Annotated in this window: 18 protein-coding genes and 1 tRNA gene; 9 read left to right on the plus strand and 10 right to left on the minus strand. The window is 63.5% G+C overall.

The features are described 5' to 3' along the window. Positions 1–4: 4 nt before the first annotated feature. From G1C98_RS02100 to murI, 5 genes are all read right to left on the minus strand, one after another. Positions 5–3100: a SpaA isopeptide-forming pilin-related protein gene (locus G1C98_RS02100; RefSeq protein ID WP_169078781.1), complete on the minus strand. Its 3096-nt coding sequence runs from the start codon at positions 3098–3100 to the stop codon at positions 5–7. Positions 3101–3377: 277 nt separating this feature from the next. After that, positions 3378–4619: a MalY/PatB family protein gene (locus G1C98_RS02105; RefSeq protein WP_205831852.1), complete on the minus strand. Its 1242-nt coding sequence runs from the start codon at positions 4617–4619 to the stop codon at positions 3378–3380. 186 nt (positions 4620–4805) lie between these two features. Continuing rightward, complete coding sequence (locus G1C98_RS02110) at positions 4806–5747, minus strand: LysR family transcriptional regulator (RefSeq protein WP_169078783.1); 942 nt, start codon at positions 5745–5747, stop codon at positions 4806–4808. Positions 5748–5857: 110 nt separating this feature from the next. Beyond that, positions 5858–6706 carry a patatin-like phospholipase family protein gene (locus G1C98_RS02115; protein WP_169078785.1) on the minus strand — a complete coding sequence of 283 codons (849 nt, stop codon included), beginning with the start codon at positions 6704–6706 and terminating at the stop codon, positions 5858–5860. A gap of 172 nt (positions 6707–6878) precedes the next feature. Continuing rightward, complete coding sequence (gene murI / locus G1C98_RS02120; protein WP_169078787.1) at positions 6879–7658, minus strand: glutamate racemase; 780 nt, start codon at positions 7656–7658, stop codon at positions 6879–6881. 135 nt (positions 7659–7793) lie between these two features. Between murI and dapF the strand changes: the two genes are divergently transcribed. Further along, positions 7794–8684, plus strand: a complete 891-nt coding sequence (gene dapF, locus G1C98_RS02125) for a diaminopimelate epimerase (RefSeq protein ID WP_169078789.1) — start codon at positions 7794–7796, stop codon at positions 8682–8684. A gap of 113 nt (positions 8685–8797) precedes the next feature. On the opposite strand, the gene G1C98_RS02130 is transcribed toward dapF, so the two are convergent. Beyond that, complete coding sequence (locus G1C98_RS02130; protein WP_169078790.1) at positions 8798–9460, minus strand: vitamin K epoxide reductase family protein; 663 nt, start codon at positions 9458–9460, stop codon at positions 8798–8800. 104 nt (positions 9461–9564) lie between these two features. Between G1C98_RS02130 and G1C98_RS02135 the strand changes: the two genes are divergently transcribed. Next, the gene (locus G1C98_RS02135) at positions 9565–10449 is read left to right on the plus strand and encodes a PHP domain-containing protein (protein ID WP_169078792.1); all 885 of its coding nucleotides are present in this window, start codon (positions 9565–9567) and stop codon (positions 10447–10449) included. Positions 10450–10564: 115 nt separating this feature from the next. Here the strand turns inward: G1C98_RS02135 and G1C98_RS02140 are convergent, their stop codons facing one another. After that, complete coding sequence (locus tag G1C98_RS02140) at positions 10565–10789, minus strand: DUF3107 domain-containing protein (RefSeq protein WP_169078794.1); 225 nt, start codon at positions 10787–10789, stop codon at positions 10565–10567. 69 nt (positions 10790–10858) lie between these two features. Next, the gene (locus tag G1C98_RS02145; RefSeq protein ID WP_169079166.1) at positions 10859–12319 is read right to left on the minus strand and encodes a phosphotransferase; all 1461 of its coding nucleotides are present in this window, start codon (positions 12317–12319) and stop codon (positions 10859–10861) included. A 143-nt stretch (positions 12320–12462) separates the two neighbouring features. Between G1C98_RS02145 and G1C98_RS02150 the strand changes: the two genes are divergently transcribed. Continuing rightward, the gene (locus tag G1C98_RS02150) at positions 12463–13971 is read left to right on the plus strand and encodes an ATP-dependent helicase (protein ID WP_240944882.1); all 1509 of its coding nucleotides are present in this window, start codon (positions 12463–12465) and stop codon (positions 13969–13971) included. A gap of 201 nt (positions 13972–14172) precedes the next feature. Here the strand turns inward: G1C98_RS02150 and G1C98_RS02155 are convergent, their stop codons facing one another. Next, a complete protein-coding gene (locus G1C98_RS02155) occupies positions 14173–15759 on the minus strand; it encodes a zinc-dependent metalloprotease (protein WP_169078796.1) in 1587 nt (528 codons plus the stop codon). Between the two features lie 270 nt (positions 15760–16029). On the opposite strand from G1C98_RS02155, the gene G1C98_RS02160 reads away from it, so the two are divergent. Next, the gene (locus G1C98_RS02160; RefSeq protein ID WP_240944883.1) at positions 16030–16881 is read left to right on the plus strand and encodes a YlbL family protein; all 852 of its coding nucleotides are present in this window, start codon (positions 16030–16032) and stop codon (positions 16879–16881) included. Positions 16882–16935: 54 nt separating this feature from the next. Continuing rightward, positions 16936–17352: a DUF3052 domain-containing protein gene (locus G1C98_RS02165; protein WP_169078799.1), complete on the plus strand. Its 417-nt coding sequence runs from the start codon at positions 16936–16938 to the stop codon at positions 17350–17352. A 241-nt stretch (positions 17353–17593) separates the two neighbouring features. On the opposite strand, the gene G1C98_RS02170 is transcribed toward G1C98_RS02165, so the two are convergent. Continuing rightward, a tRNA-Val gene (locus tag G1C98_RS02170) sits at positions 17594–17667 on the minus strand. Between the two features lie 157 nt (positions 17668–17824). On the opposite strand from G1C98_RS02170, the gene G1C98_RS02175 reads away from it, so the two are divergent. The 4 genes from G1C98_RS02175 (at position 17825) to G1C98_RS02190 (ending at position 23856) form a co-directional block, all read left to right on the plus strand. After that, positions 17825–19555 carry a DivIVA domain-containing protein gene (locus G1C98_RS02175; RefSeq protein ID WP_169078801.1) on the plus strand — a complete coding sequence of 577 codons (1731 nt, stop codon included), beginning with the start codon at positions 17825–17827 and terminating at the stop codon, positions 19553–19555. After that, positions 19555–20739, plus strand: coding sequence for a 1-deoxy-D-xylulose-5-phosphate reductoisomerase (gene dxr / locus G1C98_RS02180; protein WP_169079168.1), 1185 nt, complete (start codon positions 19555–19557; stop codon positions 20737–20739). Before G1C98_RS02175 ends, dxr begins: the two co-directional genes overlap by 1 nt. Positions 20740–20804: 65 nt before the next feature. After that, positions 20805–22007 carry a flavodoxin-dependent (E)-4-hydroxy-3-methylbut-2-enyl-diphosphate synthase gene (gene ispG / locus G1C98_RS02185; RefSeq protein ID WP_169078803.1) on the plus strand — a complete coding sequence of 401 codons (1203 nt, stop codon included), beginning with the start codon at positions 20805–20807 and terminating at the stop codon, positions 22005–22007. Between the two features lie 169 nt (positions 22008–22176). Further along, positions 22177–23856, plus strand: coding sequence for an alpha/beta hydrolase (locus G1C98_RS02190; protein WP_169079170.1), 1680 nt, complete (start codon positions 22177–22179; stop codon positions 23854–23856). The last annotated feature ends 2 nt before the right edge of the window (positions 23857–23858 follow it).

Consider the following 23858-nt stretch of genomic DNA (forward strand, 5'->3'; position numbering starts at 1 on the left):
GGTGTCAGCGGGCGCGCAGGCGTCGGCCTATTGCTATGGCTGCGGCGATGATGACGGTCGCTGCCGAAAGGGCGAGGGCCGCATAGGGCAGTGACGTGCGTGCGCTGCTGCCGGTGCCGCCGGTGATGGGCAATACGCTTACGCGGATCGGCGTGTTCGTGATGTCGTTGCCGTTGACGGTGTTGCCGGCGTTGTCGCCTTGGTGCAGTTTCGGCATAGTGAAACCGTTTTCGGTGAAATTCGACTTGCCGATCTCGAAGGTGTAGAACGTCGTCTTCCCATCGGGCAGTTCGTAACCGTGCGGCGCTTTGGTTTCCGTCAGACGGTAGGTGCCCCAGTCGAGTCCCTCGACCTTGAAACCGCCGGCGGACGGGTCCCGGTCGCTCGAATCCTTGCTGCAGATGGCGTCCTTGCCGTCGACGATGCAATCGGTCACCGTAACGGGCTTGCGCTGGTTCTCGGCGATGTCATCGCCCCTCCGGTCCTTGACCCGCACGAGTTGCCATTCGGAACCGGACAATCGGCCTTCGCCGCCGGCGTCGATCTTGTGCCAGACCATGGAGCCGGTGGAACGTCGGTTCGGCAGGGCGTTGTTCTCGATTGCCGTGCCGTTGCCGCCGAGTATGGAGACGTCGGCGTGATGGGCGGCGTCGATGGTGAAGGTGTACGTCATTTCCGACTTCTCGTAGCCGTGCGGCGCCTTCGTCTCGACAAGCCGATACGTGCCGGCGGAAAGATAGTGCAGGGCGAACTTGCCGGGAACCGGATCGCTGTCGCGCAGATCGGCCTGCGAATCGTCGTCCGTCGGCGCGCATTGCGCGGCATCCACACAGTCCGTGATGTCGGCGAGCTTGGTGCCGTCGGCATCCTGCAACTGCCACGAGGAACCGTTGAGCAGTTCTGTTGCATCATCCGCATCCACCTTGCTCCAGGAGACGCTGCCATACAGGTCATTGACGATCGTATTGCCATCGATCCGCCCGGTGCCCGCTTCGCCGCCGTCGACAACGGCAAGCTCCTGGCCGCCCTGGTCGTCAACGGTCAGCCGATAGGTCTTATGGGATATGCGGTGGTTCTCCGGTGCCCGCGTCTCGACAAGCGTGTACGTGCCGGCCGTCAGATCGCGAAGCAGAAACACGCCATCGGCGGGGGAGCGGTCGAGCCCTCCGTTGTCCTCGACGATCGCGGTGGCGCTGCCATCGGCAAGCCTGCACCATGCGTTCGTGCTCGCCTGCGCATCGCCCTGTTCGTCGACGGCGCATGAGGGTATGGTTCCGGCGGGGTCGTATGGGCCGGGACCGTTGATCCGCCACGCCGAACCGGCCAGCAGAGTGCCGTCGGCATCGGCCTTCTTCCAGCCGGCCGCGCCGAGATGCACGAACCTGACGATGCCGTTGCTGCCGAACGCGCCTCCGGACAGTCTTGCCTGATTGCCGGTGAACGTCAGATCCGCCTCGGCTTTCGCCCGGTCCTTCGCGGCGGCATCGGGAATGGATTTCAGGCCGTAGCCATGCCCGGCATCGCCCGGCTTGAGGGTTTCGTTCTGATTCGATCGCGGCGCGTCGCCATCAGCGTACCGCTTGGCGCTATTGACCGAAAGGCTTCCCGCATCGTAGAGGAACCCGTTCGCGCTTGAGGAGGGCTCGCCGTCCTCATACCATGTGGTGCGCTCGCCGGTGAACAGACTGCCGGTCAGTTCGAACGACGATTGGGTCGAACCGGATTTGTTCGGGTACATGATGGAGAAATCGTCGCCTGCCGATCCATAGCGGTAGGACGTTGCGGTGTTGGTGTAGGTCTTGCCGTCCTGCTTGTCGGTGGGGAAGCGACTGGTGTTGGTGCCGTCCTCGGCCCTGTCGTACGTCTGATTCGCGATGTTGTCGAACAGCGCTATGCCGCCATGCTCGCTGGTCATGCCCTGGCCGGATGGGCACAGCCACAGGCCGCCGCCGAAATGCCCTGCCATATTGCCGAACATGGCCGCATTGTTGATGTAGCTTATGCTGTCCTCTTCCGTGTAGACGGCGCCTCCCAGACGGTTGCTCCAGTTGCCGGCGAATGTGCCGTTGCGGAAATGCCCGGTCGTGTTCCAGGTCATGAAGATCGCGCCTCCGTCCTGCATGGAACGGTTGCCGGTGAACGTGCCGCCGTTGATGGTGAGGGTGCCGTTGGCGTCGGTGCCTTTCGTGCCGTCGCCGAAGTAGATCGCCCCGCCGCCGGTGCCGTACAACGTGCTGTTGCCGTCCTTCTGCCAGTTGCCGCTGAAGGTCCCGCCGTTCACGGTCAGGCTGCGGGTGGCCCATATCGCCCCGCCTCCGGTCGGCAGTTTGCCGCTCGCCCAGTAATGCTGTGCCTGACTGATATTGCCGGTGAATTCGCCGCCGTTGATGGTCAGGGTGCCGTCGCTCCATATCGCTCCGCCGCCGTGGTAGCCGAGGTTGGATTCGTTGTTCCTGCCCGTCGTATTGCCGCTGAAGGTTCCGCCGTTCACGGTCACGGTTCCGGACGAGTGGATCGCGCCTCCTCCGGTGTTGGGGCTGCCGGCCGAGCTGGTGTTGCCGGTGAATTCGCCGCCGTTCACACTCAGCGTGCCTCCCGCTTCCACCAGGGCGATCGCGGCGTCGCCGGATGTGTTGGCGTTGTTGCTGAAGGTGCCGTTGGTGATGGTCAGCGTACCGCCTTTGGCAACGGTGGCGAAGCGTCCGTTGGCCTGATCGGAGTAGTCGAGCGTGTGCTTGTCGTTGGCGGTTCCGACCGTCAGTGTTGCTCCGTTGCCGACCTGGAACAGCGGGAAGTCGTCGGTATCGTCGTCATGGGAGACCGCCCCGCCCGCATCCTGATCGGCGATGATCGTCTTGGCACCGTTCACGGCGATGGTGCCCGTGAACGCCACAGGGCCGGTAACGCTGACCGTGCCGACTGCTGGGTCCTGCATGGCCGATCGAAGTTCGGCGTAGTTCGTGGCCGATACGGACGTTCCTTCGGCGTGCGCGTCGGAGGGGATGGCGATTGCGCCCAACACCAACGTCAGAATGGCCGCGATGGCCGGATATATTCGGCCGATGCTGCCTGCATTGCGAGATATGCGTGGTTGCGACATGATTCCACCTTCGAGAACGGTAGCGGGTGACGCTTCGATTCGTGCGCGATCGCGATGTGGTGCGCCGGATCATGGCGTCCATGTGTGGAATCATTGTATTTTCGCGGAAAATGGCGCTTCGTGCGGATGGCACCAAACCATGGTTTCGTGGCACGAAACGCAATAAGCCCCGTCGGATCATATGGTCCGGCGGGGCTTCGGCAGATTTTCTACAGTCTGAAGCGGCGTGCGCGTATCGCAGCCGATCGGTTGGTCAGCTGCTCGGCAGATCGACCGATTACAGCAGTCCGTCCTCATGCATCGCCGTGTACATCCGGTCGAAGCAGTCGCGCAGCAGCGGGTACGGCATGGCGAAGTTCATACGCACGCACCCCTGGCCGACCTTGCCGCATTCCCTGCCGTCGGTCAGCGCCACCTTCGCCCGGTCGAGGAAGTATGCGGCCGGGTCCTCGATGCCGAGCGGCTTGAAATCAAGCCAGGCGATATACGTGCCCTGCGGCCGCACATACCCGACCTCGGCGAATCGACCGTTCATCTCCTCATCGACCAGCGCGAAATTGCGCTTCACATACCGCAATGCATCCTGGAACCACGGGTCGCCCTCGTTGTAGGCGGTGGTGGTGGCGATGGCGCCGATGGTCGCGGTCTGGTGCTCGCTCCATTCGGCGCGATCCATCCACATGGCCAGATCGTCCGGATTGGTGAGCAGCACCTGCGCGCATTTCGTGCCGGGAATGTTGAAGGACTTCGAGGCGCTGGTCGCGGTCATGGACTGCATGGCCGCCTGATCGCTGATGGTGGCGAAGGGGACGTGTCTGAATCCGTCGAACACGAAGGGCGCATGGATCTCGTCGGAGAAGATGCGCGCGCCGTACTTGGCGGCCAGGTCGGAGATCCTTCGCTCCTCATCCACCGTGAGCACCTTGCCGATCGGATTGTGGGGATTGCATAGCACGAACGCCCTGCATCCGTTGCGGAACGCCTGTTCGATGGCATCGAAATCGAATGTCCACTCGTCGCCGTCTGCCAGCATGTCGACTTCGATCACGTCGATGTTGTACAGGCGCGGCACGCTCAGGAACGGCATGTAGGCCGGCGTCGGCACGATCACCTCATTGCCCGCGCCGACGATCTCACGCAGGAAGATCTCATAGGCTTCCAGCACATCGGGAACCGGTCGGATGATATCCGGGCTCACGTCCCAGCCGTAATGTTCTCTCTGCCACTTGGCGCAGGCCTCGGCCACACGGCGCTTCCATGGGTCGGGGATATAGCCGAGCTTGCAATGGTCGCAGGCGCTGTCGATGGCACGCTGGATGCAGGGTGCCAGACCGTAGTCCATTTCGGCGATGAATGCGCCGATGCAGCCGGGGTAGCGGGTCCACTTGTCACCGCCGATGGCGGCCAGGTCGGCGGCGGAAGTGCGGTCGATGGCCTCCGCATCGAAACCGGACGCGCTCGCCGGCTCGTGCGGTGTGGCTGGTGCGGTCTGGGTAATGGTGGCCGATTCGGTCGGCATGGTGCTGCAAGTGTTCATACCACCAGCATGCGCGATCGGTGCTGGGGAGACGAGGGTGTTCCTCCGCCGATTTATTGGGTTGCTATGAACTTTGCTTATATCACAGGGTGTTTTGGTGTGAAAAAAAGCGGAATGATATATGCAAATCGGTGATCGTGAAGGTCGATCTATGGTGTGCCGTCACATTCAGTGGGCCGGCATGGGACTCGGTTCCAGATACTGCTTGGATGCCTTGCCGATTTCCTGCCGCACGCGTGCGATGGCGGGGCGTTCGTCACCCTGCCGCGCGACGAAGCAGACCTGCCGGAACGCATTGGTGTCCCTGATGGGGCAGGCCACGAGGTCGTCCCTCAGATTCGCCATGGTCGCCAGCCTGGAGACGATGGACACGCCCATGCCCACTTCGACCAGATTCTGCGTGGCCCAGTAATCGTCGGTCGAATGCGTGATGTTCGGGGAGAACCCGGCCGCCTTGGCCAGCGAGACCAGATTCGCCTGGCAGGTCTCGCATCCGGCGATCCATGATTCGTCGCATGCCTCGCGCAGGCTCACCGGCTCATGCGTACGTTCGTACGTCCTGGCGATGGCACTGGAAGCACCGACCAGCAACATCAGCGGATCGATGCCGAAACATTCCGCGTCCAGATCCGCATCGTCCACGGCGGGTAGCGAATTGTAGCGGAACGTGATCGCGCAATCCGCCAACCCCTGGTGCAGGGCGTCTATGGCCTCGGGAGGCTCCATCTGCATCAGGCTGACGCGGATATCCGTCGACTTGCTGATATGCACCAGCACGCGCGCCACGAACGACGAGCACACCGACGGGGGAGCGACGAGCCGAATATGCGTGGAACCGTTGCGCCGGTACTCCTCAAGATCCCTGCCGGCCTGGGCGAGACGATTCTCGATGAGCTGCCCGTGGTGGGCCAGGATCCTGCCCGCCGGCGTGAGCTCCACGCCATGCGAGGTGCGCCGCACCAAGGCGGTGCCAAGTTCGTTCTCGCATTTTCTGATCTGCTGGCTGATGGCGGGCTGCGACCAGCCCATCTCGCGTGCGGCGGCGGAGAACGAGCCGAGTCGTTCGATGGTCCACAGCGTCACCAGGGTCTGTGGGTTCAGTCGATCCATCGCATCGCCTTTCATGCTGTCGGCTGCCGGCCATTGCCTTGATCCGGCCGTTGTTGTTGGCTGTCGCCGTTGCCCGTCGTATCAACCGGTTTCGTCCGTTCGAAGACGAATCAGCTGTTCAGGAACTCCGGAATCGCCTCGGCCGCCGCGTAGCCCGCGCGGTACATACGCTCCAGCCCCTCATAGGATTTGCTCAGCGTATTGAGGCCGTACAGGCTTTCCGGCGCGAGGATCAGCACGCGCCCGTCCTTTTCGTACTCCTTGGCCAGCGCCACCTCGTCGTTGTACGTCTGGTAGCGGTTCAGCAGACGTTCGGCAGCAGCCGGATGGGTGCGCTTGAGAATGGCGGCCGGGCCGATGTCCTTCTTCTGCTCGCGCAGCACATCCTTCAGACGCGTCAGAATCACCACCACACGGTCGTAGCCGTCATCCAGCGCCTTCTGCACCGGAACCGGATCGGCGATGCCGCCGTCGTAATACGGCACACCGTCGATCACGTACGGTTCGCATGCCACCGGCACGGCGGAGGATGCCTTCATGATGTCGAAATTGTCGTAGCTCACATCCGACTTGTCGAAATACTTGGTCGAGCCGTCCTCGGCATTGCAGGCGATCACGGTGAAGCCGGTCGGGCTCGCTTCGAACGCCTCATAGTCGACGGGGTATTCGCCGTCGTGGTTGCTCAGCGTGCTGTACACGTAGTCGAGGTTGGCGTAGTTGTGGTTCTTGATATAGCTGTCGAGGCTCGCGTATTCCTTGCGGAACGCATACTCGGTGTAGAACTTGTGGGTGCGCCCGTGCTGGCCGGAGATATAGGAGACCATGTTCGCGCTGCCGGCTGAGACGCCGTAGCAGTGGTCCACCACAATGTCGTCCTCCAGCATGCGGTCCATCACGCCCGCGCCGAAAATCGCGCGGAATCCGCCGCCAACATCGATCATCGCGGTCTTGTGTGCCATAGATCTCCCTTCCTGTTCATGGCGTATGTCGTAGCTGCCTTGAAGCTTATGCCGCTTTGGTGGACATTTTCGTGTGTGGCGTAAGCCTTGGATGGCATTGCGCGGCTGCATCTCCGATTACGTGCCTGATTGCGGGGTTGGTCATTGGCCCTTTCGCAGGGATGATTGCGGTTCAGTCGCGGTGCAGCAGGTACTCGGCCAGTTCGCTCGTGCGCGGCGACGTATCCGAATTGGCGAGCGTCACACCGCCCTGCGCGCCTTCCGGCGCAAGCTTGCCCAGGGATTCCAGCACCACGTGCAGGTGACGCACGGTGCCCTCGTTGCCGTCGATGATCGCGGCGCTATCGGGCAGCAGCTCGCGGAAGTAATCGCGGTAGAACACGAAATGCGTGCAGCCGAGCACCACGGAGTCGATGGTCGGCAGGTCGTATTTGCCGAAGTATTCGTGCAATGTGTTCATTACGATGTCGTGGTCGTCGAGCTGGCCGTGTTCGACGATTTCCACCAGTCCCGGGCAAGGTTCGGGGAAGATCGTGTGATCGGCCTTGAACCGGTCCATAAGCATGGCGAATTTGCGTTCGCGCAGGGTGAGCGGGGTGGCGGCGACGATGACGCGCTGGCGGTGCCCATGCCCACGGTCGCAGGCGACCTTAAGCGCCGGTTCCATACCGATGATCGGAATGTCGTACGTGTCGCGCAGCGCATTGGCGGCGGCCGAGGTGGCGGTATTGCAGGCGATGACGACGGCCTTCACGCCCTGTTTCACGAATTGTTCCACAATGCCGAAACTCAGTTCGCGCACCTGCTCGGGGGTTTTGGTGCCGTACGGCGCATGCGCGGAATCCCCGAAATACAGTACCCGCTCGTCGGGCATGTCCCGCGCGATCTGGCGGACCACCGAGATGCCGCCGAGACCGGAATCGAATACGCCGATTGGTGCCGTTGAGCTCATATGCGATCCTTCCGTTCGTCAGACTGCTTCTAGCCTACTCGCCGCGGTGTGCGGGTTTCGCGCCATCGGCCGCGCGTATCGGCATCATGCCGTCTGGTCGTGATGTTGAGCATGGCGGCGGGTAGGGTGGGGCGCATGAGTATTCCGCAGCAAGTGACCAAAACGCATGCCACCGGCAACGATTTCGTCGTATACGCCGACCCCGAAGGCACGTTCGAACCGACCGCCGACGAGGTGCGCTTCCTCGACGACCGCCACTTCGGCATCGGCGGCGACGGCGTGATTCGTCTCGCCCATCCCGAAGACGTGTCCGATCTGACACCCGAACAGGTGGGCGAATGCCGTGCCGCCGGCGCCGAATGGTTCATGGACTACCGCAATGCCGACGGCTCCCTGGCGCAGATGTGCGGCAACGGCACCCGCGCGATTACGCTGTTCGCCTATGACCGCGGCTATGCGAAGGGCGATGCGTTCCGCTTGGGCACCCGTGCCGGCGTGAAGATCCTCACCTCGCTCGGCGATGTCGAGGGGCTTGGCTGCAACGTGTTCCGCGTGCAGATGGGGGCGTGGAAGCGCGGGGAACCGGACGCCTTCGAAGTGACGATTCCCGGCACCGAGGGGTCCGCGCGCGGCACCTACGTGGATATGGGCAATCCGCATGTCGTGGCGGTGCTTGAGGACGGCAAGGCCACGCTGCCAGCCGTGGAGCATCTTGATCTGGTGACCAAGCCGGTGGTCGCGCCCGTGCTGGAATCCGATCAGAACGTGGAGTTCGTGCGCGTCGACCGCAAGGACGCCGACGCGAACGAAGGCTGGGCGACGATGCGCGTGAACGAGCGCGGCTGCGGCGAGACGCTGTCGTGCGGCACAGGCCTGTGCGCCACGGCCGTCACGCTGCGCGCCAAAACCGGCATCGACCATTGGACGATCACCGTGCGCGGCGGCACGCTGCGCATCGAGGTGAGCGATACGGACGTGCAGCTCATCGGTTCCGCCACGCTCGTGGGCGATATCACGCTGCTGTAGTCGGTCTGTTGCGCCCGGTTGGCCCGGCCAGTCGGCTGACGGCCGAGACCGGAAACGAATGAGCCGCACGCCGGTTCGCCCGGTGTGCGGCCCATTCGTTTCCGAACAGCAGGTCAGCGGAATATCATCGGCCCGTCCTTGACCATAATGATCGCGATCAACGCCAGAATCCACACCACATCGACCATCAGGTCGTAATTGAGGCGGTAGTAGGTGTCAAGGCCACGTGCCTTGCCGTCCTTACGCAGGGGAAGCTCCTGAACCACCACCGTCGCATGCGACAACGCCATGAACTGGATGGTCGTGGAGAACATCAGCGCCATGCACCACGGGCACAACGCCTGGATCACGAACAGCGACTGCGAGGTCAGCCAGTAGGAATACGCCAGCGCCGCCAGACCGCCCAGCCACGTGCAGGTGGCGAACCAGCGCGGCACTCTGACACGCGCCAGACCGATCACGGCAATGGTCACGAACACCGATTCGGCGGCGATGCCGAAGAAGGCATTCGGGTAGCTCAGCCCGCCGAACTTCACGATTTCCGCCTGCCAGGACTGGGCGACGGAGGAACAGGACAACACCGCGTTCACGTCGCAGCCCAGCTGCTGGCCGGGGTTACGAGCCAATTTGAGCGTATCCGCGCTCAGAATGAACGACACGGCCAACGCCACGGCGGAGGCCACCAGCATCACCAGGTACACCCACGTGGCGCTATGCCGCCAGCCCTTCGGCCGTAATTCCAAATCCTGTTCCGAATCCAATGTCTCGCCGCCCATGATCATCCTTCCTCGTTGAACCACTATGAATCGCTGCGAACCGCTATCGTTGTGCGGTTCCCTCATCCTGCGGCACGAGCTTAACAGTGGGTTACGATAGTGGCATGACGCACTATGAGATTCCCGGTGAACCGCCCGAAGAAGGGTGGGACATCCACTGCCACACCGTGTTCTCGGACGGCACGCGCACGCCGGGCGGCATGGTCGATCAGGCATTGCGGTGCGGTTTGAACGGCGTCGCGATCACCGACCACGATACGAATGCCGGCTGGCATGACGCCGTTGCGGCGGCCTCACAGTCGGGCATGCCGTTGCTGCGCGGCACGGAAATCACCGCCGCATACGGTTCGATCAGCGTACACATGCTCGGACTGCTGTACGATCCGGCGAACGAACGGATCGCCGGCATGTTCTCGACCACAAGACGCAAGCGACTGCTTCGCACGCAGCACATGGTCGAACGCATGGCGAAGGACTTCCCGATCACCTGGGAGAAGGTCGAGCAGCAGGTCAAGGAAGGAAGCCGCACCACGGTGGGCAGACCTCATATCGCCGATGCGCTGGTTGCCGCAGGCGTGTACAGGAACCGCAGCGAAGCGTTCGCCGGCGCGGTGAGCGCGCAATCGAAGTACTACATTCCCACGCCGTCGCCCACGGCTCTGGAAGTGGTGGAAACAGTCAAACAGGCCGGCGGGGTGGTCATCGTCGCACACCCCGGCGACAGACGCCGCAACAGCACGCTGCTCTCCGACGAGCAGATCGGGGCGCTCGCGGACGCCGGATTGGACGGTCTTGAAGTCTGGCATCGCGGCAATCTTCCCGACCAGCGTCGTCGGCTGCTGGAACTTGCGCATAGGTACGGGCTGCTGGTGACCGGAGGTTCCGACTGGCATGGCGACGGCAAGCCGAACGCGTTGGGGGAGAACCTGACCGATGAGGCCACCATCCGCCTGATCGCGGAACGCGGGGTGCTTCCGCCGATCGCCTGACATGCGGCAGCTATGCGAAACGGGGCGTCTCCACTACAAGGAGACACCCCGTTTCGCGTAAGTGTGTCATCGTCACGCTATGGTCACAACGATGCCTGCGCGGCGACCGGAACCGTCAGAGCGCACCGAAACCGACGGCATGCTTGGTTTCGGAACCGACGATCGCATAGCCAAGCGCGCCGGCCGGCACGACGATGGTGCGGCCCTTGTCGTCCTTCAGCGTGATCGGCTTGTTCTCGGTCACCGCGGCGTTGATGACCGCGTTGACGGCGTCCGCGGAATCCTCGGTGCTGAAGGTGACGGCGCGTGCCACGTTCTGAATGCCCAGTTCGATATCCATTGAGTGCTCCTTGGTTGGTTCGTGTATGGCTAATATTCTGCTCGCATGTGGCGAAAACCACAGTGGCGATTACGCTTGCGGCGTGATGTTCCGTTCGTTCGTCACGTCGGAGGCGTCCAGTCCGGTCTGCGCGTCGTGTAGGGCGCGTTCCTCGCGCTCCAGCAGGGGAATCACCTCGGTCGCCGGGGCGTTGAGATTCGGCACGGAGAACCGTTGCGGCTGCTCCCTGCTCGGCATGCCGCCGTTGCCGCGGTCGGTCACGATGCGATGCTGGTTCGTGTCGTCGTCCGCCAGAGCCTCGTTCGGGGAGACGTGGGTGTCGCCAGTCGCATCCGCCATCCGGTCAAGCGCGATGGTGGCGGAGGAGATGGGCGGGATGTCCGGCATCGGCGCGGAGGCGAAATGCCCGCTCGCGGTGCTGTCGGACAGCGTGCCCGCGTTGGCGGCGGCGATGTCCGCGGAACCGGTGTTGTCCGGATCGGCGGTGTCGTCGGATGCGAACCCGCTGCCGGATCGCATGCCCTGCTCATCGCCCTGCAGCAGCGTGCCGACCGTGATCGTGGAGGGATGCTTGCCTGCGGAAGGCTTCACGGTATTGGCGGGCGTCTGGGCGCTGCGTACGCTCACGCCGAGCTGGTGCGCGAGGCGGTCCACCTGCGCCTTGAACTGGATGATCTTGTCGTTATCGGCGTTGTTCAGCGCACGGATGAAATCGCCCACCTGCTCCATCTGCACCCACAGGTTGGCGCGCAGCATGATCAGATCGTCGAGACGGTTGCCCATCATGCGCCCGTATGCGGTGAGGACCGCGTTGCGACGCTCCTCGTCAAGCTTCGAGAAGATCCAGGCCAGGTCGCGTGCCGGATCGTTGACCTGCATGTTCTGCCAGTTGTTCACCGCGGTGATGGTCGATCCGCTGAATCGGACGTCCTCGTTCTCGAATCCGCCGTGCACCATGCACGTCGTGAACGACCACAGGCCTTCGGTCTCCATGATGCGCGCCCAGCTGGTGGTGATCTCGCTCGGCACATGGCCGGCATTGCGCAGACGCCTGATCCATGCGGTGAGCTGCGCCCTGATTTGGCCGGTGGCGAACGCCGGGTAGCCGGCCTCCTGCATGAAGTCGGTGCGCAGACGGTGGATCGCGCCGATGGCGGTGCCCATGGCGGAGCATTGCGTCGAGGAAAGCACATCAAGCGGGATTTCGGCACCGTCCTGATGCATCATCACCATCACCGCGGTGTCACCGGTCGGGCCCTGGGAGTCGGTGCCGGGAACGAAGGTGAGCACACGGCCCAGCGAGAAGCCGAGACCGCCGGATTCCCTTACCGCGCCGAGCGCACGGGCGGCCTTCACGCGCGAAGCCAGCAGCTTTCGTCCTTGATCGCTGTTGGTGGCGTACACGTCGTATACGGTGCCCGACGCGTCGCGTACCTGCGCCTGGTCGATGCCATGCGCACGCGTGGTGCCGGAGAACACGCCGGCCACGACGATGGATGGCATGGCGGCCGAGGTCAGTGCCGCCATCATGAGTTCGTTTCGTTCAGTCACGCTTCCACACTAATACATATGCGGCCCAGAGCGGTCAGACACGGCCGATGTCGGGCGTCACGGCGCTGATTTCGGCATATGGCGTTCGCGTATGGGGCAGGGCGCTTGCCACAATGGGGTGCATGGACGAGCTGCTTGAAGGTTTGGATGATGCGCAGCTGGCTGCGGCGACGGCGCTGGACGGCCCCGTGCGCATCATCGCCGGTGCCGGCGCGGGCAAGACCCGCACGGTGACCCGGCGTATCGCCCATGCATGCGTGAGCGGCGAGTGGGACGCGTCCCGTGTGCTTGCGGTGACGTTCTCGGTCAAGGCGGCCGCCGAAATGCGGCTGCGCCTCGAATCCCTAGGCGTGGGCGATCAGGTGACGGTGGCGACCTTCCACTCCGCGGCCCTGCGCCAGCTTCGCCGCGTATGGCCTGAAGTGTGCGAGGCGCCGTTCCCCAGACTAGTGGAGGACGCGCGCGACATCACCATGCGCGCCATGCGCAGGGTCGGGCTCGCCGACAGGTTGGACGATCTGACGGTCCAGGCGGTGCGCGACGAGATCAACTGGGCGAAAATCTCGCTGGTGGCGCCGAGCGAGGTGGAGCGCGTGGCCGCCGCCGTCGAACGCTGCGCGCCGGCCGGCATCGACGCCTCGCGTTTCGCGGACATCTACGACGCCTACGAGCTGGAAAAGACAGCCCGCGGCGAAATGGACTTCGACGACATCCTGCTCATGATGTGCCATGTGCTTGAGGAATTCGACGACCAGGCCTCGGCCATCCGCCGGTCCATCGGTTGGCTCACCGTGGACGAATACCAGGACGTCTCGCCGCTGCAGCACCGTCTGATGCGGCTGTGGCTGGGCGATAACCGCAATGTGTGCGTGGTGGGGGACCCCGCACAGACCATCTATTCGTTCGCCGGTGCCTCCAGCTACGATCTGCTGGCGTTCGCCGACGAGTTCAGGCCCCTGTCCGCCGACATTCGGCTGGACACGGATTACCGTTCCACGCCGCAGGTGGTGAACTACGCCAACCGTGTGCTGGCTGCCTCGCCCATACGACAGGATTATCTGCGCTTGCATTCCGCACGCGAGGCCGGCAGCAGGGTGTCGCGCAAGGTGTACGAGACGGACATGCTGGAGGCGCAGGGCGTCGCCTCGCGCATCGCGAAACTGGTGGCGAACGGCGCGAATCCCTCGGATTGCGCGATTCTTACGCGAATCAACGCGCAGCAGGCCGTGTGCTGCAGCGCATTGCGCGCCGAACGGCTGGGATACCGCGTCCGGCGCGATTCCGGCTGGACATCCTCGTCGCCGGTGGCCGATCTTGAAGCCGCGGGCCAGATCGCCTTGGCCGAGACGATGCGCGAACAGGACGATGCCGCGGTGCGAAAACTCGGTCGCGTCACCGTATCCACCATTCACGCCGCGAAAGGCCTTGAATTCAAGCACGTATTCGTGATCGGCTGTTCGGAGGGGCTGCTGCCATACGGGTCCGCACGGCAAGGCGAGGAGCTGGAGGAGGAACGGCGTCTGATGTATGTGGCCATCACCCGAGCCGAGGACACGCTGCATATGTCGTATGCCCGTTCCAAGGACGGCATGGGTCCCCAGCAGCGCATGCTGAGCCGTTTTCTCAGCTAGATTGGGCGGGACTGCTCGTCGTTCCGGGCTTAGCCAGCCAGACCGTCATGCTGTTGCGGAGGTCTTGCGCCGGGACTGGCGGGCGCATGATACGCGAAAGCCGGTTCGTATGCTCTGCGCGAACCGGCTTTTCAACCTATATTCAGCCTATATGTGGTCGTCGGATACGGTCGGTCATGACTTCGCCGTATCGCGACGGAATCAGTCGCCTTCCTCGCCAAGCAACTTGGAGAGTTCCGCATCCCAGTCATTGCCGCTCGTCGGGCCGTCGGCGGGTGCCTGCGAAGCGGCGTTGCCGGCCTCGCCGCCATCCAGGGACGGCAGCAGATCGGGGTGCGACCACTTGGCGTCGCGTGCCTCGGCGCTATCCGCGGCGGTGATCATGGACCACAGGTCCGCGGCCTCGCGCATGCGCTTGGGGCGCAGCTCCAAGCCGAGCAGGCTTTCGAACGTACGCTCGGCAGGGCCGCCCGTGGCGCGCTCGCGGCGGGCCATCTCGCTGAGCTGCTCGATATGCGGAAGATGCGCCATGCCGGCCCTCCAGACCACGCAATCCACCCAGCCCTCGACCAAGGCCAACAGCGACTCGATCGAAGCCATGGCCTGACGCTGCTCGGGGGTGTCGGGAATGCCCACCTTGGTCAGGTTCACCGCATTGGAGATGGAATCCGGGTCGAGGCTTTCGGCGTCACGCAGCTGTTCCTCCATCGCATCTAGATCGATGGAGATGCCGTTGGCGTATTTGCTGATCAGCGCCTCGAAACGCGGCATCAGCCACGGGACCGCCGAGAACAGACGTGCATGCGCGGCCTCACGCAGGGCGAGGAACGTCATCACCTCATCCTGCGGGATCGGATCGGGCTGGACGATCTGATTGAACAGTTCCTCGGTCTGCGCATCCATCGTGCCGGGCTGCCCCTCATCGGCCGTGCCGGCAGCGACCTTGTCCGCTTCGCTGCTCGTCGGATTCTTCGCGGCCTCCTCCTGGGAAATGTCCTCGAAGGAATCCTCCACATTGCTGTTCAACGACTTGGCGTATTCCTCGACGTTCTGTGCGACCAACGCCCCGGCCGGATTGGACAGCAGCGCGATGCCCTGATCGAAACCGCCGTGCACCTCGCGGCTGAGCACGCCCGCGGCATGGCCCAGCTGCATGGCGAAGGACGTGTTGCCCAGCAGCTTGATGAGCTGCGCCGGGTCCTTCATGCCGTCCGGGATCGGAATCGGCACCGGTCCGGCGAACATGCCCGCGATCTCGCCATTGAACGAGTCTCCAAGCCGTTCGGAAATCACCGAAGCCAACGCATCGCCCATCGAGGCGGCGATCGGCGCGGCGAACTTCGCCCAGGCGTCCAACGTGCCCTCGACCCATCCGGCGCGGGTCAGCGCCTGCGGCTCACCGCTCGGAGGCGCGAATTCACAGGCACTGTCCAGCCACAGATTCGCCTCGCTCATGGCTTTGCGCACCGCCGCGCCCTCCTCGGCGCTGACGGTGGTATGCGATCCGTCGGCATTCGCATGCTGCAAGGCCAGCGACTTCGCCAGCTTGATGTTGATGGGGCCGTCCTGCACCGTCTGCTGCATTTCACTGACGGTATTGAGCCCACCGGCGGTGAACGCGTTCATCAGCTGCTGTACCTCGGCCGGATTGGGAAGCGTGCCCGGATCCTGGCTGAGCAGCTGTTCGCGGATGGAGTCGGGCAGCTGGGAGATCTGCTGCCAGGCGGCCTCACCCTGCTCCTTGCCGAAGCAGGTGATGAGCCAATCGTGAAATGCGTTTTCGTCCATAATGGGTGTCCTTAGATCCCTTGCGGCTGTATGGGCCGGTGCACATGCCGGTATACGTGTCTTTTGGTATTCATACTAAGGTGTGCCGTCCACTTCGGTCATGCGTGCCGTTTGCTGACAGCATAGGATTCACACGATCCTCATGCGGTCGCGCGCCCGGCGTGCGGCCGTGGCGCATGCGATGCGTGACGGGACGGTTCGTGAATCCGCGTGCGGCGCTGCGTGTGGTCGCGGCACCGGCGTTCAGCTCGCCTGTGTAGTATGCACGGTATGTCGCATACCTCCTTACCCTCACGCATCGTATGGTATTTCCGCGCGCGCTCGCCGCGCTATCTGGCGGGTCTGATCGCCGTGGCGCTGTGCCTTGTGGTGCTGTGCCTGCCCAGCGCCTACTCGGTGGAGATGCCCGGCCCCACGCAGAACGTGCTAGGCTCCAGCAGCGGCAAGCAGGTCATCGCCGTGTCGAACGCACGTGTGTACCACGGCAAGGGCAAACTGCTGCTGACCACGGTGAACGCGAGTGGCCTGCCTGGCTATCCGGTGACCAATGCGGAGGTGCTGTGGGCGCTGTTCGACCCCCATGCCATCGTGATGCCGCGTGAGGTCGTGGTGCCCACCGGGCAGACGGCCGAGGAATACGAGAGCGAGAGCGCCAAGGAGATGAAGGACTCCCAGAGCGCCGCGGTCAAGGCTGCGAAGAACATGCTCAGGAAGCGTGGCGTCGATGTTTCCGGCGTGAAGGTGCGCATGCACGTGGACGATATCGGCGGGCCGTCCGCCGGCATGATGTATACGCTCGGCCTGATCGACAAGCTCACCCCCCAGGACGAGACCGGCGGCAAGACCATCGCCGGCACCGGCACCATCGATGCCAAGGGCAAGGTCGGCGAGATCGGCGGCATCAGGCTGAAGATGATCGGCGCCAAGCGTGACGGGGCCACATGGTTCCTTGCCCCGAAGGGCAATTGTGACGAGGTGGTCGGCCATGTTCCCGCAGGCATGCGCGATGTCGCCGTATCCACCATCGACGAGGCCTATGATGCGGTGGTGGCCATCGGCAAGGGGAAGGGCGCGTCGTTGCCGCATTGCACGGCGGCTCGCAGCGTGAAGGGAACGGAATGAAAAAACGTGAGCAATTAACACGCATTTCGTCACATGTTGCTATTGTTAGGGCTTGTGAATCAAACGGCATCACAGAACGCTGAAGAGTTTGGATTTGAACGCGGCGACATCGTGCAGGAATGGCTGTGGGATGACGACGTGGATGATTCCATCCGAGAGAAGATTGAAGAACTGACGGGCGAGGAGCTTGTCGACGAGGATTACGATTCCGCCGTGGACGGCGTGATCCTGTGGTGGCGAGACGGCGATGACGAGGATGCGCTTTCGGACACTATCGTCGATGCCTACGCCGTGCTTGGCGATGACGGCCCGTTGTGGGTGCTGACCCCGAAGCCGGGGCGTCCGGGAGCTCCGAGCTCCAGCACCGTGCAGTCCGCAGCCAAGACAGCCGGCATGAACGCCGCGACTCCGCTCACGGTGAGCGGCGATTGGAACGGCATCCGCCTGCGTGCCTTCGGCAAGGGCAGGTGAGATTGCGGGTATAGGTTCCGCATGATGAAACGTTGAGGGGCGATCTTCGGATCGCTCCTTTTTCTTATGTCCTTCGCATGTCTTTTGCGGCTTGTGCGGTTCATTCGGACGTTTCGGCTCATTCGGTGGTCGGTTCGGTCGAAATCGGCGCCGATTTCGACCGAACCGACCACCATTTCCAGTTCCAACGAAAAACGGTGCGCCCGTCGGATTAAAAACCGATGAGCACACCGCAACATCGTGGGCGATGAGGGACTCGAACCCCCGACATCCACCGTGTAAAGGTGGCGCTCTAACCAACTGAGCTAATCGCCCGCTCTCCAATACCATAGCGTAACCCCTGACGAACGCGTGGCGAACGAAGCGAACAGGTGGAATATGCGGCGAGTTGGGCGTTCGCCATGGGGCAGCGTCTCAGCGCCCACGTAAACTGGAGCGGAGTATGTTTGTTCCTCTAGGAGGTCGGTAGACTATGGCTCAGCAGTCTGAAGCTTCAATCCCCAGGGTCGGGAAGCGCAAGTGGGGGTACGATCCCGATCAGGTGGATGAGTTTCTGGAGCACGCGCATGCGCTGTATGACGGCGATGGCGTGCAGCTGACGCAGCGCGACATCCAAAACGCTTCCTTCGATCTGACACGAGGCGGCTACGTCATCGCGCAGGTCGATGCCACGCTGGCGCGCCTGGAGCGTGCTGTGGTCGACAAGCAGACCGCCCGTGAGATCTCCCAGCATGGCCGCGTCACCTGGAAGGCGCAGACCGAGGACCTGTACCATGAGGTGGCCCGCCATGTCGGCCGTGCGACGGGGGAGCGGTTCAGCTCGGGCAAGCCGCATGTGCCGTCCTACGATCGCAAGCAGGTCGATAAGCTTGCCGACAGGATCGTGGACAAGTGCGCGGCGGAGCTTGGCATCGACGGCATCTCCAAAGAGGATGTCAAGGGCTTCGACAAGATCACCGCGGAGGCCGTGGCCAATTCCGTATTCACCCAGCGCAAGGGAAAGAAGGGATACGACGAGCGTCAGGTCGATTACTTCCTGAATTCATGCGTACAACTGCTGAGCCGCATCGAATCGTATGGTCGTATCTCCGATCGCATCGCCCCGAATGCCGGGGAAAGCTCGGAAGTGCCGGCTGTCGCCGCGGTCGCCCCGGCCGTTTCGGCGGTGACGAGCGATGAGAGCGCCCCGCTGATCTCCGAGGACGCGCAGTTCCAGTCCGCGGTCAGCGAATCGTTGGCCGCCTCCGAGCCGGAGCCTGTGCAGGCTCCGGACAAGTTCACCGCGGTCAGTCAGGCGGAGCAGAGCCTCTTCGCCCAGCCCGAACAGCCCGGTTCCGAAGGCGCTGCACAGTCCGCGCAGCCGGCCTCATATGCACCGAGCCTCTTCCCGCAGGGCTCCACGGCGAACGAAGCGAGCAACGAGACGATTCCGCCGTCCTTCGCGCCGCCCACCGTCACCGCCGAACCGCAGACCCCGTCCGTCGAGTCTCAGCAGCATGAGGCCGCGCCGCAGGCCCCGGCCGTCACACCGCTGTTCGCTGCCGTGCCTTCCGTCGAGACGCCTGCCGAACCGGTCGCACATACGCAGCCCGCTTCGGAACAGACGTCGCCGTTCGCGCCCGCAGCCGCGGCGCAGCCGGCTGAAGCGAAGGAAAAGCCGTCGATCTTCGCTCAGTCGGCGTTCTCCCAGCCGCTCTCCACTCCGGAGACCGCCGCCACGGCGTCCTTCGCTGCGCCGTCGTACTCCGCACCGTCCGTCTCCTCGGCCGCCGATTCCAGATTCGCGCCTCCCCAGCAGGCACCCCAGTCGGCTCCCATCACGCCGGCGGCTTCGAGCGCCCCGGTTTCCTCCTTCACGCAGCGCGCATCCGAATCCAACGCCTCCCTGGCATCCCTGGCCCATATGGCCGAGGTCTCCCAGGAGATGCCCAAGGTCGAAGAGAAGAGCTTCGTGCCCAAGGTCCCCAGCCTCGACGCGCCCAGCCCGTTCGCCTCCACGGCGTTCCCGAGCTTCGCTCCCGCAGCAGAAACCAATGCGCCGCACAGCGTTCCGCAGAACGGCGGCAACGGCGATGAGCACGAAGAAAACAACGGAAACAATGGTGACAGCGACAGCAGCGTGAAGTTCGACTTCACCTTCCCGGGCGCCGACATTCCGGATCTGTCGTTCCCCACTTTTGACAACGAAAAGAAAGAGCAGTGATTCACAGCAATACCGTGGTCGTTCTTGGATCGACCGGTTCCATCGGTACCCAAGGACTTGACGTTATCTCCAGACACCCGGAACGGTTCACCGTAAGCGGTTTGGCCGCGGGCGGAGCCCATATCGACCTGCTTGCCCGGCAGGCGGCGCAGTTCCATGTTCCGATGGTGGCGGTGTTCGACAAGCAGGCGGCCAAGCCGTTGCGCGAGGCGCTTGACCAGGCGGGAGCCGCCTCTACGCAGGTTCAGGCCGGTCCCGATGCCGTGATCGCACTGGCAGGCTCCGGAGCCGACGTGGTATTGAACGGCATCACCGGCTCGATCGGTCTGGAACCGTCCATCGCGGCATTGCAGGCAGGATCCCAGCTGGCGCTTGCCAATAAGGAATCCGTGGTGGCCGGCGGTCATCTGCTGTTCAGCTCGCAGATCCGCGACAAGCAGATCAACCCCGTCGATTCCGAGCATTCCGCCATCTGGCAGTCGTTGCGATCCGGCACCCACGCCGAGGTCGCCAAGCTCATCGTCACCGCATCCGGCGGCCCGTTCCGCGGCTGGAAGCGCGAGCAGATGACCGGCATCACCCCCGAGCAGGCGCTGAACCACCCGACCTGGCATATGGGGCCGGTCGTCACCATCAACTCGTCCACGCTGATGAACAAGGGACTGGAAGTGATCGAGGCGAGCCGCCTGTTCGATATTCCGCCCGAACGCATCGAAGTGACCGTGCACCCGCAGTCCATCGTGCACTCCATGGTGGAGTTCGTCGACGGTGCCACCATCAGCCAGGCGTCCCCGCCCGACATGCGTCTTCCCATCGCGCTCGGCCTGTCCGCCCCGGATCGTCTCGGCGATGTCGCTGCGGCATGCGACTGGACCAAGGCGGCGCAATGGACGTTCGAACCGTTGGATGACGAGGCGTTCCCCGCGGTCTCCCTCGCCCGGCATTGCCTTGCGGCCTCCGAAAAGCATACGGCCGTGCTCAATGCGGCGAACGAGCAGGCGGTGCATGCCTTCCTCGATCATCGCCTGCCGTACCTGGGCATCGTGGACACGGTCAAGGCCGTGCTCGACGCGATGGATGGCGAGCTGCGTGGCGCGCCTCTGTTCAAGGACGTGGAGGAAATGGGTCAAGTCGAGCAGGAAGCTCGCCGTCGCGCCGACGATTTGATAAACCGTCAACAGTGACCCGTGCGGACCGTGCTCCGTACGGCTGTTCGTCATCATCCAAGAATTGCGAGTAGAAGAGACCTATGGCACAAATCGACAAGCCGTTCCGCCCAACCGGTGACCCTGTTGCCCTGACCAGCGAAAGCCCGTTGCACCCGCGTCGCAAGTCCCGCCGCATCATGGTGGGCCCTGTGCCGGTCGGCGGCGGTGCCCCGATCTCCGTGCAGTCCATGACCAATACCGTCACCGCGGACGTGCCCGCGACGCTGCGCCAGATCGCCGAGCTTGCGGCGGCCGGCTGCGATATCGTCCGAGTCGCGGTGCCCAGCCAGGATGATGCCGACGCGTTGCCGCAGATCTGCGCGAAATCGCCTATTCCGGTGATCGCGGACATCCATTTCCAAAGCAAGTACGTGTTTCAGGCGATCGACGCCGGTTGCGCGGCGGTGCGCGTGAACCCGGGCAATATCCGCAAATTCGATGAGGTCGGCCCCTCCATCTGCAAGGCCGCGACCGACGCCGGCATCTCGCTGCGTATCGGCGTGAACGCCGGTTCGCTCGACAAGGAACTGTACGCCAAGTACGGCGGCCCGACCCCGGAGGCACTGGTCGCATCCGCGTTGAAGGAAGCGCACATGTTCGAGGACGTGGGCTTCCATGACTTCAAGATCTCGGTCAAGCACCACGACGTGATCACCATGGTCGAGACCTACCGCCTGCTCGCCTCCAAGGGCGATTGGCCGCTGCATCTCGGCGTGACCGAGGCCGGCCCGGCATGGCAGGGTACCATCAAATCCTGCCTGGCGTTCGGTGCGCTGCTCGCCGAAGGCATTGGCGATACGATCCGCGTCTCCCTGTCCGCACCTCCTGTCGAAGAGGTGAAGGTTGGCTGCAAGCTGTTGGAATACATGGGATTGCGGCCGCGCAAGTTCGATATCATTTCCTGCCCGAGCTGCGGGCGTGCGCAGGTGGACGTGATCCAGCTCGCCTCCGCGGTGACCGAAGGACTGAAGGACGTTACGGCACCGATTCGCGTGGCCGTGATGGGATGCATCGTGAACGGCCCCGGCGAGGCGCGCGAAGCCGACCTTGGCGTGGCCTCCGGCAACGGCAAGGGGCAGATCTTCATCAAGGGCAAGGTGATTCAGACCGTGCCCGAGGACCAGATCGTCGAGACGCTGCTGACCAAGGCCCAGGAGATCGCGGCGCAGATGGAAGCGGACGGTCAGGTGCCTGCCGGTTCCACCGGTCCGGTCGTGGTGCCCATTCAGAATCCGGGGCACTGAGTCGTTCCGGCGTCAAAACGCTTTCGGGAGCCGCTCCGACCCGGCCAGCAGGTTGAAGGGGCTCCCTACAATAAGACCCGTGTTGAATAACAGGCAAGCATCGGATACGAGCCCCCAACCCTGGACGATTTGGCATCGGCTTGCCGTCGGTCTGCCGATCTTCATCGTGATGATCGGGCTGCTGATCGGCATCTCCAACCTCACCACCGTGCCGTGGAACAACAATCCGACCGGTCAGATCATCGCCACCCTCACCAACAACACCGCAGTCACCTTCGCCTCCGCGGATGGCGGCGACGCCGACCTGGACAAGCCGGGCGACTACAAGGTGCGTGAGCGTGCGCTCGATATCACGGTGGATCGCACAGGCAAACAGGTCGGCAAGGCGCATGCGACGGCGGTCGACGAGCAATCCGACGATACCTGGCATGTAAGCGGCAAGGGCGAGAACTGCACGCAGTCCGTCACCGTGCTGGTCCGGGAGCCGGTCGGCGCACATGGGGCAAGACCCGGCGTGGTGTTCATGCACGGCGCGGGATTCGGCACGGCATACAACTCGTTCGGCGATGTCGCGGAAACGCTCGCCTCGGCCGGTTTCGTCACCGCCGTGATCGACAAGCCCGTATGGGACACCACCGACGTGAACCGCGACTACCCGGCTTCGGCCCGCGTATACGACGATGTGATCAACCTGCTGCGCGGATTCGACACGGTCGATGACACCAAAGTCGGCATCTACGCCACGTCCGAATCCACCTGGATCTCGCAATACCTGCTGAAAGACGACCCCAACGTGGCGTTCCAGGTGCTGCTCAGCCCCATGGTGTTCAGCCCGCGCGAATCGCTCGGGTTCTTCGTATCGCAGGATTTCGCGCTCGCCGGCGCGAACGAGGGCTATCAGTCGATCGTGCGACGCGTCTTCAGCGCCGACACCGCGATGTTCGGACTGGATAATTTCGATCTTGATCTTCCCGAATCGAACGCCTATTCGATTCCCACGCTTGTGGCCTACGGGTCGAAGGACGTGATGACCGCGCAGGTCGAAGGCGTCAAACGCATATTCGCCAAGGCCCATGAGGCAGGCAATTGGGACGTGACCGTGCGCAGCTACCCGGTGGCCAACCACGTGCTCAGGCTCGGCGACGAGGCACAGACCGGAACGCTGCTCGCCGACGAATACGTCACCGACATGACCGCGTGGGCGGAAGGCACCGTAAGCGGGCTTCGCCAGACCAGCGAGCGCGTGGCCGGTAGCTCCATCTTCCAATCCATCGCCGTGCCGCAGGAATTGCAGCCGAGACGCGCCGGCACCGTGTATGGCATCGTGCTGCATGTCAGCATGCTGCTTCTGCTCATTGCCACCGGCGTCATGTGGCTGGTCGCGTTGGTGCGGTGGATTCGCGGGCGCATGAAGGGCGAGCGGCATCCGTTGGGATTCGCGCACGGCCTTGACAACGTGCTCGTGGTATTGACCCTGACCACGGTGGCGACGCTGCTGCTGTTCGTGGCCGGATTGTTCCAGGTGATCATGGCCGTGGTGCACCTGGCCTGGGGCGCCGCATCGGCCGACGAGCCGGGCATGATCTGGTGGAGCTGGCCGGTGATCAAAATCGTGTGCGCGTTCGTGGTGCTGGCATGGTCCCGCGTGTTCGTGCGTCTGATCGAGGCCGCTTCGCGCCAGGGCATACTGCGTTGGCCGTTGCGGGGCGAGCCCATCCGCAGAATGGTGCGGGGCGAGGAACCGGTGATCGCCACGACACGGTTCGCGCGCGTGCTGTTCTGGCTTACCGCCGCGACCATGATGTATATCCTGTTCTTCTTCGCCTTCTGGGGCCTGTTCGTGTACTGAGG

The organism is Bifidobacterium erythrocebi (assembly GCF_012932675.1).
Lineage (GTDB): Bacteria > Actinomycetota > Actinomycetes > Actinomycetales > Bifidobacteriaceae > Bifidobacterium > Bifidobacterium erythrocebi.